General features: G+C 70.6%; 16 protein-coding genes and 1 pseudogene. 6 read left to right on the top strand and 11 right to left on the bottom strand.

Features of this window, described 5'->3' with window-relative positions; translation table 11 throughout:
- The first annotated feature begins 51 nt into the window (after positions 1-51).
- The 3 genes from BMW88_RS33260 to BMW88_RS33250 all read left to right on the top strand — a co-directional run bounded on the left by BMW88_RS33260 (position 52) and on the right by BMW88_RS33250 (position 2,958).
- On the top strand, positions 52-375 hold the full coding sequence (locus BMW88_RS33260; protein ID WP_089958699.1) for a YciI family protein: 324 nt from the start codon (positions 52-54) through the stop codon (positions 373-375).
- Positions 372-1,607, top strand: coding sequence for an RNA polymerase sigma factor (locus BMW88_RS33255; RefSeq protein ID WP_089958697.1), 1,236 nt, complete (start codon positions 372-374; stop codon positions 1,605-1,607). Before BMW88_RS33260 ends, BMW88_RS33255 begins: the two co-directional genes overlap by 4 nt.
- Before the next feature lie 148 nt (positions 1,608-1,755).
- Positions 1,756-2,958: a PP2C family protein-serine/threonine phosphatase gene (locus tag BMW88_RS33250; RefSeq protein ID WP_245778223.1), complete on the top strand. Its 1,203-nt coding sequence runs from the start codon at positions 1,756-1,758 to the stop codon at positions 2,956-2,958.
- Between the two features lie 60 nt (positions 2,959-3,018).
- On the opposite strand, the gene BMW88_RS42390 is transcribed toward BMW88_RS33250, so the two are convergent.
- On the bottom strand, positions 3,019-3,189 hold the full coding sequence (locus BMW88_RS42390; protein WP_177221541.1) for a hypothetical protein: 171 nt from the start codon (positions 3,187-3,189) through the stop codon (positions 3,019-3,021).
- Positions 3,190-3,570: 381 nt separating this feature from the next.
- Here BMW88_RS42390 and BMW88_RS33245 point away from each other — a divergent pair, with 381 nt between their 5' ends.
- Together BMW88_RS33245 and BMW88_RS33240 are read left to right on the top strand one after the other, a co-directional pair.
- Positions 3,571-4,713 carry a glycosyltransferase family 4 protein gene (locus BMW88_RS33245; protein ID WP_089958755.1) on the top strand — a complete coding sequence of 381 codons (1,143 nt, stop codon included), beginning with the start codon at positions 3,571-3,573 and terminating at the stop codon, positions 4,711-4,713.
- On the top strand, positions 4,710-6,863 hold the full coding sequence (locus BMW88_RS33240) for an amylo-alpha-1,6-glucosidase (protein WP_089958693.1): 2,154 nt from the start codon (positions 4,710-4,712) through the stop codon (positions 6,861-6,863). Before BMW88_RS33245 ends, BMW88_RS33240 begins: the two co-directional genes overlap by 4 nt.
- 71 nt (positions 6,864-6,934) lie before the next feature.
- Here the strand turns inward: BMW88_RS33240 and BMW88_RS33235 are convergent, their stop codons facing one another.
- The 10 genes and pseudogenes from BMW88_RS33235 to BMW88_RS33200 form a co-directional block, all read right to left on the bottom strand.
- A complete protein-coding gene (locus tag BMW88_RS33235) occupies positions 6,935-7,924 on the bottom strand; it encodes an inorganic phosphate transporter (RefSeq protein ID WP_089958691.1) in 990 nt (329 codons plus the stop codon).
- On the bottom strand, positions 7,924-8,544 hold the full coding sequence (locus BMW88_RS33230) for a DUF47 domain-containing protein (protein ID WP_089958689.1): 621 nt from the start codon (positions 8,542-8,544) through the stop codon (positions 7,924-7,926). Before BMW88_RS33230 ends, BMW88_RS33235 begins: the two co-directional genes overlap by 1 nt.
- A 10-nt stretch (positions 8,545-8,554) precedes the next feature.
- A complete protein-coding gene (locus tag BMW88_RS33225; protein WP_089958686.1) occupies positions 8,555-8,839 on the bottom strand; it encodes a hypothetical protein in 285 nt (94 codons plus the stop codon).
- A gap of 249 nt (positions 8,840-9,088) precedes the next feature.
- Positions 9,089-9,337: a hypothetical protein gene (locus tag BMW88_RS42385; protein ID WP_177221529.1), complete on the bottom strand. Its 249-nt coding sequence runs from the start codon at positions 9,335-9,337 to the stop codon at positions 9,089-9,091.
- On the bottom strand, positions 9,226-9,639 hold the full coding sequence (locus tag BMW88_RS44530; protein WP_089958684.1) for a nitrilase-related carbon-nitrogen hydrolase: 414 nt from the start codon (positions 9,637-9,639) through the stop codon (positions 9,226-9,228). Before BMW88_RS44530 ends, BMW88_RS42385 begins: the two co-directional genes overlap by 112 nt.
- Before the next feature lie 60 nt (positions 9,640-9,699).
- On the bottom strand, positions 9,700-9,849 hold the full coding sequence (locus BMW88_RS42380; RefSeq protein ID WP_177221540.1) for a hypothetical protein: 150 nt from the start codon (positions 9,847-9,849) through the stop codon (positions 9,700-9,702).
- A pseudogene (locus BMW88_RS43685) lies at positions 9,785-10,252 on the bottom strand (transposase); the annotation flags it as partial. The pseudogene BMW88_RS43685 and the gene BMW88_RS42380, both read right to left, overlap by 65 nt.
- 362 nt (positions 10,253-10,614) lie before the next feature.
- Positions 10,615-11,160 carry a hypothetical protein gene (locus BMW88_RS33210; protein WP_089958680.1) on the bottom strand — a complete coding sequence of 182 codons (546 nt, stop codon included), beginning with the start codon at positions 11,158-11,160 and terminating at the stop codon, positions 10,615-10,617.
- A gap of 19 nt (positions 11,161-11,179) precedes the next feature.
- On the bottom strand, positions 11,180-11,551 hold the full coding sequence (locus BMW88_RS33205) for a hypothetical protein (protein WP_177221539.1): 372 nt from the start codon (positions 11,549-11,551) through the stop codon (positions 11,180-11,182).
- Between the two features lie 447 nt (positions 11,552-11,998).
- A complete protein-coding gene (locus tag BMW88_RS33200) occupies positions 11,999-12,517 on the bottom strand; it encodes a peptidase inhibitor family I36 protein (RefSeq protein WP_177221538.1) in 519 nt (172 codons plus the stop codon).
- 290 nt (positions 12,518-12,807) lie between these two features.
- Between BMW88_RS33200 and BMW88_RS33195 the strand changes: the two genes are divergently transcribed.
- A complete protein-coding gene (locus BMW88_RS33195; RefSeq protein ID WP_089958676.1) occupies positions 12,808-15,789 on the top strand; it encodes an AfsR/SARP family transcriptional regulator in 2,982 nt (993 codons plus the stop codon).
- Positions 15,790-15,839 lie beyond the last annotated feature (50 nt).

Below are 15,839 nucleotides of genomic sequence, written 5' to 3'. Positions count from 1 at the left end.
TCCCCGACCACAGATCAGTGCTTTCCCGACACCGCAGGGGATGATCCGCAGATGCAGTACCTGGTTTCCGTCATCGACGACAAGAGCAACCCCGGCAGCACGGACCGCCGGCCCGCCATCAGCGCGTTCAACGAACGGCTGATCGCCGAGGGCTACTGGGTCTTCGCGGGCGGGCTCGCCGACACCGGAACCGCCACGGTCGTGGACAACCGGGGCGAGCGGCCGGTGGTCAGCGACGGGCCCTTCGTGGAGTCGAAGGAGTACCTCGCCGGCCTCTGGGTGTGGGAGGCCCCCGACCTGGACGTGGCACTCGCCCTCGCCGCCGAGGCGTCGCGGGTCTGCGACCGCAAGATCGAGGTCCGGCCGTTCCTGTGAACGACGTCGCGGAGGCGGTCACCAGGGCCCACCACGGCGAGTGGGCCCGGGTGGTCGCCACCCTGGCCAGGCGGTTCGGTGACCTCGACATCGCCGAGGAGGCGGCCGCGGAGGCGTTCGCGACCGCCGTGGAGCGGTGGCCGGCCGACGGCGTGCCGCCCTGCCCCGGCGCCTGGCTGACCACCACCGCCGTCCGCAAGGCCATCGACCGGATCCGGCGCGAGAGCAAGCGCGACGACAAGCACAGGGAGGCGCGGATCGTGCACGGCGACACCCCGGCCGAGCCCCTCGGCGCCGTCGACGACGACCGGCTGCGGTTGCTCTTCACCTGCTGCCACCCCGCGCTCGCGCCGGAAGCCCGCCTGGCGCTGACGCTGCGCCTGGTCGGCGGTCTGACCGTGCCGGAGATCGCCCGCGCCTTCCTGGTGGCCGAAGGTGCCGTGGGGCAGCGGATCACCCGCGCGAAGGCCAAGATCAAGGCGGCGCGCATCCCGTACCGGATGCCGTCCGCCGAGGACCTGCCGGAGCGCGTGTCCGGCGTGCTGGCCGTGCTGTACCTCGTCTTCAACGAGGGCTACCTGGCCACCGGTCCCGGCACCGGCCCCGTGCGGCAGGACCTGACCGCCGAGGCGATCCGCCTCACCCGCCTGGTCCGCGCGCTCCTGCCGGACGACGGTGAGGTCACCGGGCTGCTGGCGCTGATGCTGCTCACCGAGGCCCGCCGCACCGCCAGGGTCTCCGCGAGCGGCGAGCTGGTCGCGCTCGACGAGCAGGACCGCGGGGCCTGGGACGCGGACCTGATCGCCGAGGGCCACCGGCTGGTGCGCGAACGCCTGACCGCTGCCGCCGCCGGGGTGGCCCCAGGGCGCTACCAGGTCCTCGCCGCGATCAACGCCGTGCACACCTCCGCCCGCGACATGCGCGACACCGACTGGTCGCAGGTGCTCGCCCTCTACGACCGGCTCGTCCGCCTCGACCCCTCCCCGGTGGTCGCCCTCAACCGGGCCGTCGCCGTGGCCGAGCTCGACGGTCCGGAGGTGGCGCTGGCCCTCGTCGACCGGCTCGCCGAGCCGTTGGCCGGCTACCACGCCTACCACGCCACCCGTGCGGACCTGCTGCGCCGGCTGGGCCGCAGCCGGCAGTCGCGCGCGGCCTACGACCGGGCCGTCGAGCTGGCCGGCAACACCGCCGAGATCGCCTGGCTGACGCGCCGCCGCGACCGGCTCGGGTGACCGGAACCGACGTCCGTCGGTGACCTGGTCGCGACCGGCCACGTGGACGGTGCGGTTAGGGTGTGTCCCCGACTGCTCGGAGGTTGCCGTGGACGGTGCCCTGCTACGACCCGGCGATGTGCTGGCAGCGGCCGAGAGCGCACCTCCGGTGGAATCGGTCGAGGTGGTCGCGCGCGATCTGGCTAAGCGGTTCGACGCCTTCGCCGTGTCGTTCCTGCTGATCGACGTCGGCGACGAGCAGCTCGTGCGGCTGGCCTCGACCACGCGCGAGCTCGGCGCGGGCGGCGCGGAGAGCGTCGATCTGCGGGACAGCGCCTACGAGGAGGTGCTGCGCACCCAGCGGCCGTGGCAGGAGCCGGACGGCGACGGGGTGCGGGTGGTGCTGCCGGTGACCAACCGCGGCGACTGCGTCGGCGTGCTGGAGGTGACCGTGCCTTCGCTCGACGAGGAGGTGCTGGCGCAACTGGGCGAAGCCGCGCACGCACTCGCCTACGTCATCGTCACCGACCGCCGCTTCACCGACCTCTACCACTCCGGCCGGCGCACCACGGCGATGAGCCTGGCCGCGGAGATCCAGCACCAGCTGCTGCCCACGGCGTCCTGCTGCGAGGCGGCCCAGTTCACCGTCGCGGGCGCCCTGGTGCCCGCCCACGACATCGGCGGCGACACCTACGACTACGCCGTGGGCCACGACGTCCTGCACCTGTCGATGACCGACGCCGTCGGTCACGACGTGGGCTCCGCGATGACCGCGACCCTGCTGGTCGGTGCGCTGCGCAGGGCCCGCCGGGCAGGTGAGGGCCTGGCCGAGCAGGCCAGGCAGGCGAACAGCGCCCTGCTGGAGCACCGCCAGGGATCACTGGCCACCGGGCTGCTGGTGCGCGTGCACCTGAGCGACGGAGCCGTCGAACTGGTCAACGCCGGGCACTGCGCACCGCTGCTGCTGCGCGACGGTGTGGTGGAGCCGCTCGTGTTGGAGATCGACCTGCTCTTCGGCGTCAAGCCACATCCCTACCGGGTGCAACGGCTGGCCCTGCGGCCGGGGGACCGGCTGATGCTGCTCACCGACGGCATGGTCGAACGGGACGCCGGCAGCGTCGACCTGCCCGCCCTGCTGCGCGACACCGCGGCGCTGCACCCCAGGGAGGTGGTGCGGGCGGCGACCAGGGCCGTCAGGCGTGCCTGCCGCGACCACCTCCAGGACGACGCCACCGTGCTCTGCCTGGACTGGCACGGGATCGGCCGCACCGAACGCCAGGCCGACAACGGCGCCGACACGGACACCGCCTCACCCTCGCGGCCGGGCCGCTCCACCGCCCGGGCGGCCGGGCGGCCGCCGGGAAGCCGCTGACGGCCGCCCCGGCGATGCGACGGGAGGCGTGCGGAGCGTCGACCGGGCGCGGTGCCACCGTCAGGGCCACGGCTCACGTTCCACCGGTGCCACCCGGTGCTGGTCGACGACATCGGCCGGGTCAGCCTCTCCGATGGTGAGGTGCTCGAGCTCTTCGTCCTCGGCGGCGTCCTGGGGGCGGGCGAACCGCTGCTGGTCCAGCGCGTCCGGCACGGGCTTGTCGAAGTCCACGACCAACCTCCTGGAACACGTGCGGGCGGTGATCCGCTGCGGGCCGGCGGCTCGTCGACGGAAGTCCACAGTGGACCGGCAAGGACGGGTGGCGCCACCACGCACCTCGACCACTTCCGGACCGACCGGCGTCCGGCCGCGACGACTTTTGTCTAGCGCGCACCGGAAAACGTGTCAAGCGGCTCCCCCGGAAGCGGGACCGGACGCCCCGAAGGTGTGACGCCCGTCTCTTCGACTTGCCTCGCGTGATCAACTCTTGTTAGCACTCAATGCCAGAGAGTGCTAATGGTGGTGTGCTCGTAGCTCGAGGAGGATCTCTTGAGCAGCCTGCCTTCCGCTGGCGTCTCGCCGACGCCGCCCAACCGGCCGCTCCGGATCGCCATGATCGTTCCGCCCTACTTCGACGTCCCGCCCAAGGCCTACGGCGGGGTGGAGGCCGTGGTCGCCGACCTCACCGACGCGCTGGTCGACCGCGGTCACCGCGTCACCCTGATCGGAGCCGGACAGCCGGGCACCTCGGCCGGGTTCGTCCCGGTGTGGGACCGCACGGTGCCGGAACGGCTGGGTGAGCCGTACCCGGAGATCATGCACGCGCTGGCCAGCCGCCGCGCGGTGGCGGAGCTGGCCCGCCGCGAGGGCGTGGACGTGGTGCACGACCACACCTTCGGCGGTGCGCTCAACGCGGCCGGACACCGCGCGACAGGGCTGCCGACGGTGCTGACCGTGCACGGTCCCGTCGACGACGACATGCACCGCTTCTACCGGGAGCTCGGCGACGACGTGAGCCTGGTGGCGATCAGCGACCGCCAGCGCGAGCTCGCACCGGACCTCAACTGGGTCGCGACCGTCCACAACGCACTGCGCGTGCCGGACTGGCCGTTCGACCCGTACAAGCAGGACTACGCGTTGTTCCTCGGCCGATTCCACCCGGACAAGGCGCCGCACCTGGCGCTGGACGCGGCGCACGCGGCCGGTCTGCCACTGGTGCTCGCCGGCAAGTGCGCGGAGCCGGTCGAGAAGGAGTACTTCGAGCGCGAGGTCCGGCCGAGGCTGACCGAGAACGACCGGGTGTTCGGCGTGGCCGACGCCAGGCAGAAGCGCGCGTTGCTGGCGTCGGCGCGCTGCCTGCTCTTCCCGATCCAGTGGGAGGAGCCGTTCGGCATGGTGATGATCGAGTCGATGGCCTGCGGCACGCCGGTGGTCGCGCTGCGGCGCGGCGCGGTGCCGGAAGTCGTCGTCCACGGGGTCACCGGTCTGGTGCTCGACGACGAGAGCGAGCTGCCCTCGGCGCTGGAGGCGGTGCGGGCGATCGACCCGGCGAAGTGCCGCGAGCACGTGGCTCAGCACTTCGGCACCGACGAGCTCGGCGCCGGGTACGAGGCGGCGTACCGCGCCGCGATCGAGTCTTCCGCCGGGTCGTCGTTGCAGCAGCTCCGCCGCGACTACCCGGCCCTGGACCGCGATCTCGACCGCGTGTACGACGGCGGACGCGCCGGCCTGCAAGCCGCTGGAGAGGTCGCATGACGGACGGGGCGCCGCAGGCGTTCAACGGCACCGAGCCGGTGCCGGTCGTCGGCGCGGGTGTCGTCACCCTGGTCGAGGGCAGCACGTTCTGCATCTCGGACCCCACCGGCGACATCCGCCCCGGTGGGGCGCAGGGGCTGTTCTTCCGGGACGCCAGGGTGGTGTCGCGCTGGGAGCTGCGGCTGGACGGCCAGCCGCAGCACCCGCTGTCGGTGATCGCGCAGGAGGCGTTCGCGTCCCGGTTCGTGCTGCGCCGCCCGCCCCAGCTCGGGCACGCCGACAGCACGTTGCTGGTGACGCGCGAACGCCTGCTCGGCGACGGGCTGCGCGAGACGATCACGCTGCAGAACCTGGGGCGCGAGGCGAGTGCCGTGACGATCACGCTGCACGTCGACGCCGACTTCGCCGACCTGTTCGCCGTCAAGGAGGGCCGGGGGCACGGCGGTTGCGAGCTGACCGTGATCGGCGACGAGCTGCGGCTGACCGACCGCGGCAACGGCGCGCGCGGGATGTCGGTGTCCGCGACGGCGGACCCGCTGGTCACGCCCGGCGCGCTGACCTGGAGGGTGGTCGTTCCGGCGAAACAGCGGTGGACGACCGAGGTCGTCGCGCAGCCGACGCTCGCGAACCGCAGGGTGCAGCCCCAGTTCCACCGCGGGGAAGGGCTGGAGAGCAGCGGTCCCGCGCGCAAGATCAGGGAGTGGCGCGAGGCCAGCACGGTGATCGCCGCGGACGACGCCGTGCTCACCCAAGTGTTGCAGCGCACCGAAAGCGACCTCGGCGCGCTCCAGATCCACGACCAGGCGCGCGGCGACCGGCCGTTCGTCGCCGCCGGGGCACCGTGGTTCATGACGTTGTTCGGCCGCGACAGCCTGCTCACCGCGTGGATGGCGCTGCCGTTGGACGTGGGACTCGGTCTGGGCACCCTGCAGACGCTCGCCGACCTGCAGGGCACCAAGGTCGACCCGATCACGGAGGAGGAACCCGGCCGGGTGCTGCACGAGCTGCGCCTGGGGCCGGACAGCGCCAGGGTGCTCGGCGGCAGCCACTACTACGGCACCGTGGACTCGACGCCGTTGTTCGTGATGCTCCTGGCGGAGTGCTGGCGCTGGGGCGCACCGGAGCAGACCGTCCGGTCCCTGCTGCCCGCCGCCGACGCCGCCCTGCGGTGGGTCGAGCGGTACGGCGACCGCGACGGCGACGGTTTCGTGGAGTACCGCAGGGCCACCGACCGCGGGCTGGCCAACCAGGGCTGGAAGGACAGCTTCGACGGCGTCAACGACGCCACCGGCAGGATCGCCGACACCCCGATCGCGCTGTGCGAGGTTCAGGGCTACGTGTACGCGGCGCTGCGGGCGCGGGCGGAGATGGCCGAGCACTTCGGCGACACCGCGACGGCGGCGCGCTGCCGGGCCGCGGCGGACGAGCTGCGGCAGCGGTTCGCCGACCGGTTCTGGCTGCCGGACAAGGGCTGGTACGCCATCGCGCTCGACGGCCGGAAGCGCCCGGTCGACGCGTTGACCAGCAACGTGGCGCACTGCCTGTGGACCGGCATCGTGCCCGACGAACACGCCGCCGTGCTGATCGAACGGTTGGCGGGCAAGGACATGGACAGCGGCTACGGCCTGCGGACGCTGTCGGCGTCGATGGGCGCGTACAACCCGATGAGCTACCACAACGGCTCGGTGTGGCCCCACGACACGGCGATCGCCGTGGCCGGGCTGTTGCGGTACGCGCACCTGGACGGCGCGGTCCCGCTGGCACATCGGCTGGCCACCGGCGTCCTGGACGCCGCTGCCGCGTTCGGCGCACGGCTGCCGGAACTGTTCTGCGGCTTCTCCCGCGACGAGTTCTCGCCGCCGGTGCCCTACCCGACGTCGTGCTCACCCCAGGCCTGGGCGAGCGCGGCGCCGGTGCTGCTGGTCCGGTCGTTCCTCGGACTGGACCCGCACGTCCCGCGCCGCACCGTGGCGCTTCGCCCCGCGCTTCCGGCCGCGTGGGGCGAGGTCCGGTTGAAGGAGCTGCGGCTCGGACCGGCCACTGTGGACATCACCGCCCGCGGTGCCGCGGCCGAGGTCCAAGGCCTGCCGCAGGACTGGCGGCTGGTCGACGCGCCGGAACGGTTCGCGGACGCCCCGGCAACGGCCTGAGGTCGAAGTCGCTCGGGACACCCGGCACGGAGGGACACGGCTGTCACCGGCCGGTTCTCTCCCGTGCCGGTTCAGAGCAACGACACCACGCCGTACGCCGCGGCGGCGACGGCGGCCGAGGCGGGCAGGGTGAGGACCCACCCCTTCGCGATGTCGGCGGCCACGGACCACCGCACCGCGGAGCGGCGGGTGGTCGCGCCCACGCCCATCACGGCGGAAGTGATCACGTGCGTGGTGGAGATCGGGGCGTGGAACACGAACGCGGTCAGGTACAGCACCGAGGACGCCGACAGCTCGGCGGCGAAACCGTGCGGCGGGGTCAGGTGGAAGATGCGCCTGCCCAGGGTCCGCATGATCCGCAGGCCGCCCGAGTACGTGCCCGCGGACAGCGCCAGCGCACACGCAACGATCACCCACAGAGGCACGGAGTACGTGTCCTGGTGCCCGCTCACCACCAGCGCGAGCACGATGACGCCCATGCTCTTCTGGGCGTCCTGCAGGCCGTGACCCAGCGCGAGACTCGCCGCGGAGAACACCTGCGCGCGTCGCATCAGGCGACCGGCGCGGTGCGCGTTGGCGTTGCGGAACGCCCACATCATCGCCGTCATCACCGCGTAGCCGAGCAGCAGGCCGACGACGGGGGAGACCACCATCGGGATGATGACCTTCTCCAGCACACCTGCCCAGTGCACGGTGGTCGCGGACGCGAGCGCGGCACCGACCAGACCGCCCACGAGAGCGTGGGACGACGACGAGGGCAGGCCGAAGTACCAGGTGAGCAGGTTCCACGCGATGGCGCCGGCCAGCGCGGCGGTGACCACGTGCAGGGCGTCGTCGCCGACCGGGGTGTCGATGAGCCCGGAGGCGATGGTGACGGCGACGCCGGTGCCCAGCAGCGCGCCAACCAGGTTCATCACCGCCGCCAGGGCGAGCGCGGCGCGCAGGGTGAGCGCGCGGGTGGAGACCGCGCTCGCGATGGCGTTGGCGGCGTCGTGGAAACCGTTGGTGAAGTCGAAACTCAGGGCGAGCACCACCACGAGCACCAGCCCGGCGGTGAGCATCAGGACTCCTTCACCGCGATCGAGTGCACCGCGTCGGCCACGTGCTCGAACGCGTCGGCGGCGGCCTCCAGCTCGTCCACGACGTCCTTGAGCTTCATGACCTCCAGGGCGTCGCGCTCCCCGTCGAACAGCTCCGACAGCAGCCGCCGGTAGACCTGGTCGGCCTCGTTCTCCAGGCGGTTCACCTGCACCCAGAAGTCGGTCAGCCGCTGCGGCTCGGCGAGCCGGGGCATCGCGTCGGCGGTGAGCCGGGCAGCCTGGCACAGCAGGTCCACGAGCGTCTCGACGCCCCGGGGCAGCTCACCCACCCGGTAGAGGGTGGCGAGGTCGATCGCGGCGTCCATGTGGTCCACCACGTCGTCCAGCCTGGACGTCAGGCGGTAGATGTCCTCGCGGTCGAACGGCGTGACGAACGACCGGTCCAGGTGCTCGATGATCGCGTGGGTGGCGTCGTCACCGACGTTCTCCAGGGCGTGCATCCGCGCGGCCAGCTCGGGGCGCCGGTCGTGGGGCGCGCGCACGTACTCGCGCAGCACCTCCACGCCGGCACCGATGTTCGTCCCGATCTCGGCGAAGAGCTCGAAGAACCTCGCGCCGGTCGGCTTGCGGCTGATGCGCATGCCGAGGTTCTCACTCCGCGCCCATGCGGCGCCGCAGCTCCGGCAGGAACTCGGCGTCCCGGCCCACCAGCGCGGCGGGGTCGAGCTCGCGCGGCACCGACGTGTTCGGCTCCCGGTCGAGCAGGTACCGCAGGATCTCCTCGACCAGCGCGGCGCCGTCGAACTCCGGCAGTGCGAGGTCGTCGAGGAAGTCCTCGGTCAGCACGACGTGGTGCGTGGTCGTCTCCGCGCCTTCGTGCACCTCGGCGGCGTACTCGTGATCGGCCATGGACATCACTCGGACATTCGTGCTCATGGCGGCGGTCTACCCGGCGGCGCCGAGGGCAAACGGAGCAGCGGTCATCGGCACCGGAGCGGGGTCGAGGAGCGGACTGCCGGGTCGTAAGCACCACCCGATCGTGTTGCGCGCGGTTGGCTTCGGCGGCGGCGCGCGCAGCACCGCTAGGCGGTACCGCGCGCGTCGCCGAGCGACAGGAGTGCACTGTTCTCGATCTCGAACGGCTGTCCTGAGCGGCCTGTGGTGGTGGCGGGTTCCCACCGCCGCCTAACGTGCCACGAATTCCGGCTCCCGCCCGGTGGCGCGCTCCGGCGGTGCGAACGCCGGAGGCCGCCGCCGGAAGACACCGAAACCGACGAGGGCGGCCGCACCGGCCAGACACAGCCAGGCGAAGGCGTCCCCGATCACGCGGTAGGGGGTGGTGACGCCGTGGATCGGCACGTCGACCAGCCACTGGTCCTGATCGACCAAGGTGTTCTGAGAGGACAGCGCATGGCCTTGGCTGTCGAACGCCACCGACCAGCCGACACGTAGTCCTGCCGGACGAGTGAGTAGCCGTTCTCGATGGCGCGCAGGCCGGCCATCTCGGAGTGCACGTGACCGATCTGCGGCCAGTCGCCGCCGGGCACCAGCATGATGTCGGCATCGGCGCGCATCATCGACGGGAAGTGAGCGTCGTAGCAGATCACGCTCGAGAGGCGGCCGTAAGGCGTGCTGACGACCGGGGCGACGCCGGTGCCGGGCCGGTACGGCTCCAGACCCGGGACCGGGTGCGACTTCTGGTAGGTCCACAGGACAGCACCGTCAGGGCCGGTCAAGTGGGTTTCGTCCCGGCTGTCCCGCGGGGTGGGCAGGTAGACGTTGTCGGCGACGAGCAGCTAGATCTGCTCCTCGCGGGCGACGCGCTGTGCCTGCGAGAGGAGCGAGGGCAGACCGGCGCCGGAGACGTAGGCCGCGTTCTCCGACCACATGACGATCTTCGCCCTCGACGCCGCGGCGGGCGATGAACGGCCGGATGCCCTTGGCACGGACTCGCTTGCGGTACTTGTCGTGGTCGTAGGCCCGGTCAGCGCAGACTCGGTGAGGTTTGCGCCGAGGGCGGCCTCGTCGGCCACGTACCGACGGGACGGCGTCGAGCAGTGGCATCAGTTAGGTGACGTCGCGGTTGGCGCCGGTCAGCGTCACGGCCAGCGGCACACCGCCGTCGTCAGTGATCAGGTGGTGCTTCGAACCCGTCCGGGCACGGTCAACCGGGCTCGGACGGATTTTCAGCCGCCCTTCACCGCCCTGACCGACGAGGAATCCACCGCCGCCCGCGACCAGTCCAACGGACCCGTCGACCGCAACTTCGCCGACGACGGCTCGTGCAGCCGCGGCCACACCGGCCTCGGTCCAGACCTCCCCTCCCGGCCAGGCACGCCAGGCCGGGCAACAGCGGGTCCAACTCGGCCCACTGACATCGGGCACTCGCGGTGACACCGTCCGCGGGCGTCAAGCACGACAACAAGGAACTCCTGGCAGAGCGGCGCCGCGACAGCGTCCGATCTACCAGGAGTTCCCCCATCTGCGCACCAGAGGGCTCTCACCTGCTCAAGCTCGGAAACGGGCCCTTCCACCGAGAACTGGGCAGGCCCCCGGTCCCACTGGCGCCGCCACCACTACCGTGTCAGAAAGAGCCACTACCAGCGGAAACGCACGTAGTTGCCAAGTGCGGCTGGCGTGTGAAGGCCAATAACGTCATCCGTCAGTAGAAGCGGCGCAGGTCAGAACGTCGTCGATGGACCGAGCGGGTGTCACTTTCGGATGGTGATCACATCAGGCAGTTCCGGGAAGACCTCGTTCACCGCGTGGAGCACGCACTCCATGAGCAGGTCGTCGTTCTCGGTGCGCGCGTCGAAGTCCACGACGTTCTCCTCCTGCCCGCTGGTGGCGATACCGCGATCGCGGAGGCAGCCGGCGACAACGGGGCGCAGCCTGTTGTCCATCCGCTGGTGGCGTGGTTCAACGTAGCGGGGTTCGATGTGGGACATAGTGCCGATGTTGCACGTCTGCACGATGTCGTTGTAGGCAGCCGGATCGCCGGCTGGCGTGATCCTGTAGATCAAGCTCAGGCCGTCGACCGGACTGAGCGCGGGGTCGGTGACGGCATAGCCTGCGGCGCGCACGCACAGGACGAAGTCGTCCACGGCCTTTCGGTATTCCGCATCGGTAACCGTGTCATCGTCCAGTGCCCAGGACTGCGCGGCGGGCGGACCGCCGACGGGCACCCGCCGATCACCGAGCCCCTCGTCCGACGTGGCGCATGCCGTGATCGCGACGACAACCAGCAGGCCGATCACCAGAAGTGCCCGTCGCACGTCAACTCCGGGTCACGTTGCAGTCGTCGCAGCCCCAATGCAAGCCGTGCATGGCCCGGCTGTTGAACCGAGCTGTGGCGTACGCTTCGTTGCGGTCACCGTAGGTCCGTTGTGACCAGTAGCCGTCGTTGCGCTCCAGCGCAGCGCTGAGCCTGCCGGCGCAAGTACCCGACTGCCGTTTGGTCTGCGCCCAGCTGTGACCTGTTGTGGTACTGCCGTTGTGCCCGCTGGATACGTAGTTCTTGCCGCAACTGCGCTCCACGGTGCGGTTGTTCCCCAGTGCGGATGCCGGAGTCGCGGTGAACAACACCGCTCCTGCCGCCATCGCCGCAATCGCAACCACACTGCCGATTCTTTGCCTTGTTTTGAGCATGTCAAGTTCCTCTCGCGACTTCAAGGACGTCTTGCAACGAACATCGTGATGGGTTCGCCCTCACCTCTCAGGAAAATCTCCCTTCGTTCTGTGAGCCGGATACCGCCGGACAGGCGGATCCGTGAAATCGCACGGGAGACGACCGGTGGGCTCGTTGGCTCTTTCCGGTAAAGATCGGCGATGCCGTGTGATGGCGTCGGGTGTCCCGAAGCCACGAGCGCCGGCCTCCCACGCCTCGACCTCGACGGTCTCGTCATCTCCGCCGATCGCTCCCCCAGGGACCGAACGGGCACGGCCTCTGGTGGTCGGGGAAGCACAAGCACCGCATCACCTGGCGCTGACTTTCATCGAGAAGAACTCACTGCGCACTTCCGCAATGTGATCCTCCGGGACGATGATGCGCGGTTCACGGCCGGCCCGCGGCGAGGCGACCGGCCGCCGGGGCGCTCAGCAGGCCTTGATGCCGTCCGCCTTGTCGTTGTCCGCAGCACCGACGTAGGAAGACCACGATTCCGCACCACCGGTCGTCCAGATCCCCGACCACGATCCGGTCCAGTTGTAGACGCGGGTTTTGGTGCCCGAACTCTGGTTGTTGTGCCAGGAAGAGGTCTTGTCGCTGAAGTCGTAGTCGCTCAGGTCCTGGATCTCGTTGCACTCCGTGAACGACAGCTTGCGTCCTTCATAGTCCTTGTGCTCGTAGAGGCAGGTCCAGTACTTGGTGCAGTTCCTCGTTCCCAGCGGTGCCACGGAGCCCTCCGCCGCACGGGCTGGCTTCTCGCCGGCAAGCGGAATGGTGAGCACCACCCTCCCGTCCTGCCAGGCGATCTGGTTCGGGCTGATCTGCACGCCTCCCGCGGTCCGTTCGAGCACCTGCGTGATCTCTGCCTGCACGCTCACATCCGGGGTCGTGGCCTGGGCGCCGCCGGTGACCGCGACGATGAGTGAGCCCGCGGCGGCCACCGCCACGGCCGGCCTCATCGCGCTGATGCGCAATCGCCTCATCCGATTACCTCCTGCTGAGCGAATCCGGGAACTCGTCTGCCGGTGACGATCCGGCCCGGCGCTTTCACCCCGGTTTCACGACCGGGAAAGTGCCGGGCGAGCGCGTCGTTCGGACGGGGACGGACCGTCCGGTCGCGGCCTTCGGCGCCAAACGTCGTACGTCTGTTCGGACCACCACTACCTGGGCGGCTGCGCCAGACTGGACGTGGGGCGGACAGCGGGGGTGTGCGGTGGAGTTCCAGGTGTTGGGCCCAATGCTGATCAAGGTGGGGAACCGGGGCGCGATGTCGCCGGGACGGTTGCAGAGCACTCTGCTCGGCGTGCTGCTCTACCACGCCAACCAACCGGTGTCGGTGGACGCGCTGACGGAGACGATGTGGGGTGATCGGCGTGATCCCCGAGCCGGGCAGAAGTTGCAGCTCCACGTGCACCGGCTGCGGAACGTCTTCGCCGAGGCGGATCGGCTGACGCTCGGGCCAGCGGGGTACCGGTTGACGGTGCTGGACGGGGAGTTGGACGCGCAGCGGTTCGCGTCGCGGCTCGAAGAGGCACGAGAAGTCGCGGCCGAGGAGCCGAAAGTGGCGGTCACGTTGCTCCGGTCAGCCCTGGAGCTGTGGAGGGGCGAACCGCTCGGCGATGTGGACGTCCCTGTCCTGACCGACTGGGCACACCGGCTGGCCGAGCTCAAGCTGACCGCGCTGGAGGCGCTCTACGAGGCCGAGTTGGCCTGCGACCCGAACGTGGCGGTCACCGGTGAACTGGCCGAGCTGGTCAGGCAGCACCCCCTGCGTGAACGGCTGCACGGCCTGCTCATGATCGCGCTGTCCCGCGCGGGACGGCAAGCGGAGGCGTTGCAGGCCTACCGCACGGCGCGGGACACGCTCGTCGACGAGTTGGGTTTGGAGCCGGGGCCGCAGTTGCGCGAGCTGCACCGGCGCATGCTCGCCGGAGATGCGTTCGAACCGAGCGCCGGTGGGGGAGCCGCGACCGCGCCTGCCCAGCTTCCGATGGACGTCCTCGGGTTCGTCGGCAGGGAAGCTGAACTCGAGGAACTGGACGGCCTGCTCGTCACCGAGCCGGGTGCAGTGATCACGGCTGTGGCAGGAACCGCCGGTGTGGGCAAGACGGCCTTGGCGGTGCGGTGGGCGCACCGGGCGCGGGAGAGGTTTCCCGGCGGCCAGCTGTACGTGGACCTGCGTGGATACGGTCCCGAACAGCCGGTGACGCCGGAGGACGCGCTGGCCGGGTTCCTGCGCGCACTGGGCTTGGACGGTGCGGCGATTCCGCACGACCTCGACGAGCGCGCCGCGCGGTTTCGGAGTTTGACCGCGCGGAGTCGGATGTTGGTGGTGCTCGACAACGCCCGCACCGTGGAGCAGGTGCGCCCGCTGTTGCCCGGTGGTTCGTCGTGCTTCGTGGTGGTGACCAGCCGGAACGCGCTGGCCGGCCTGGTTGCCCGGGAGGGTGCGCACCGCCTGCACCTGGAACGGCTGCCGAACGAGGACGCGCACCTCCTGCTCCAGATGCTGCTCGACGACCGGGTGGACGCCGAACCCGAAGCCGCTCGTGAGCTGGTGCGGCGGTGCGCCCGGCTGCCGCTGGCCTTGCGGATCGCCGCTGAGCTGGTCCGGTCGCGGCCTGGACGCGGTCTCGGTCGATTCGCCGACGAACTCGCCGCTCAACAGGCCGTGCTGGACGTGCTGGACATCGACGGTGATCCGCACACCGCTGTGCGCGCGGTGTTCTCCTGGTCGTATCGGCAGCTCGACCCCGGCACGGCCAGGACCTTCCGCCTGCTCGGGCTGCACCCCGGGCACGACGTCGACGAATACGCAACGGCGGCATTGGCCGGAGCCGGACTGCGGGACACGCGCCGCGCGTTGCAGGCGCTGCGGCGGGCACATCTGATCGATTCGTCCTCCGACGGCCGTTTTCGGCTTCATGACCTGCTACGCGCCTACGCGGCCGAACTCGCGGCGTCCACTGACAGCGCTGCCGAGCGGGAGGCCGCTCTGGACCGGCTCGTCGGCTGCTACCTGTTCACGGCTTCGAAGGCGATGGACGTGATCGCTCGAGATGACTACGCCCGCAGGCCGGAGCCGCCTCGGTTCGACGGGGAAACGCCGTCCTTCACGACCTACGAACACGCCTGGCAGTGGCTCGACGACGAGCGGACCAACCTGGTGGAGATCAGCCGGCATGGCGGCCCGGCGGCGGTGATCCACCTGTCGCAGACGATCTGGCGTTACCTCGACACCGGAGGTTACAACGACGACGCGATGACCCTGCACACGCGTGAACTCGACGCCACCCGTGCGCTGGGGGACGAGTGCGCGGAAGCCAAAGCGCGACGCGTGCTCGGCGCCACCCTGTCCCGCTTGGGCTGCGACGGTGACGCGATGGGCCACCTGGAATGGGCGCTGGCCGCGTTCCGCCGCACCGGCGAACGGGCGTTCGAGGTCGCCACGCTCAGCTTCCTCGGCTGCGTGTACAGCAAGAAGGGCGAACTGGACGAGGGAGGGCGGTGGTTCGAACAAGCCCTCACCTTGACCGACGCCGATGACGGGTGGTACTTGCACTGCGCGGTCACCATCAACCACTCCCGGAATCTGGTGGCCCTCGGCCGCGCCGACGAGGCGTTGTCGCACCTCTTGACGATAATCCCCTTGTGCAGGCAGAAGGGTGCCAAGCACCTTGAGTGCAACGCGTTGCTCTGCCTGTCGAGGGTGGACCTGCACGCGGGCCGGCTCGACAGCGCGTCGGACCACGTCCAGCTCGGCTTGACCCTTGCTCGGGAAGCGGGGTTCCGCACACTGGAAAGTGATGCGCTCCGGATGCTGGGCGTGGTGCACGTTCGGCGTGGGAACCACGAACAGGCGTTGCGCCTCCACAAGGAGGCGACGGAGCTCGCTCGCGTCGTCGGCGACACGGAGTTGATCGCCGAAAACCTCAACTCGCTGGCCGCCGCCCAGGCAGCTGCGGGACTTCTCCTCCACGCCCTCGACCACTACGGCAACGCCCTGGCGGTGGCCACTGATGCCGGCCACCGCCAGGAGCAGGCATCCGCCCACGCGGGCATCGGCGACGTCCACGACCGGTTGGGCGAGCACGGGAAAGCTGGTGAACACTGGCTTCGGGTACTCGCGCTCTACCGCGGTCGGAACCTTCTCGGAGCACGCGAGGCGCAGGAGAAGTTGCTCCATCGCGGCACCACCCGTGCCGTGAGGGGGCGTTGATCAGCGGAGGAGGAGCCGGCTTTCGGACACGCACCCAGGCCTTGACCCCG

Source organism: Lentzea xinjiangensis (genome assembly GCF_900110955.1).
In the GTDB taxonomy this organism is placed as follows: Bacteria; Actinomycetota; Actinomycetes; order Mycobacteriales; family Pseudonocardiaceae; genus Lentzea; species Lentzea xinjiangensis.
Note: the sequence above shows the minus strand (reverse complement) of the source record. Positions and strands in the feature narration are given on the sequence as shown.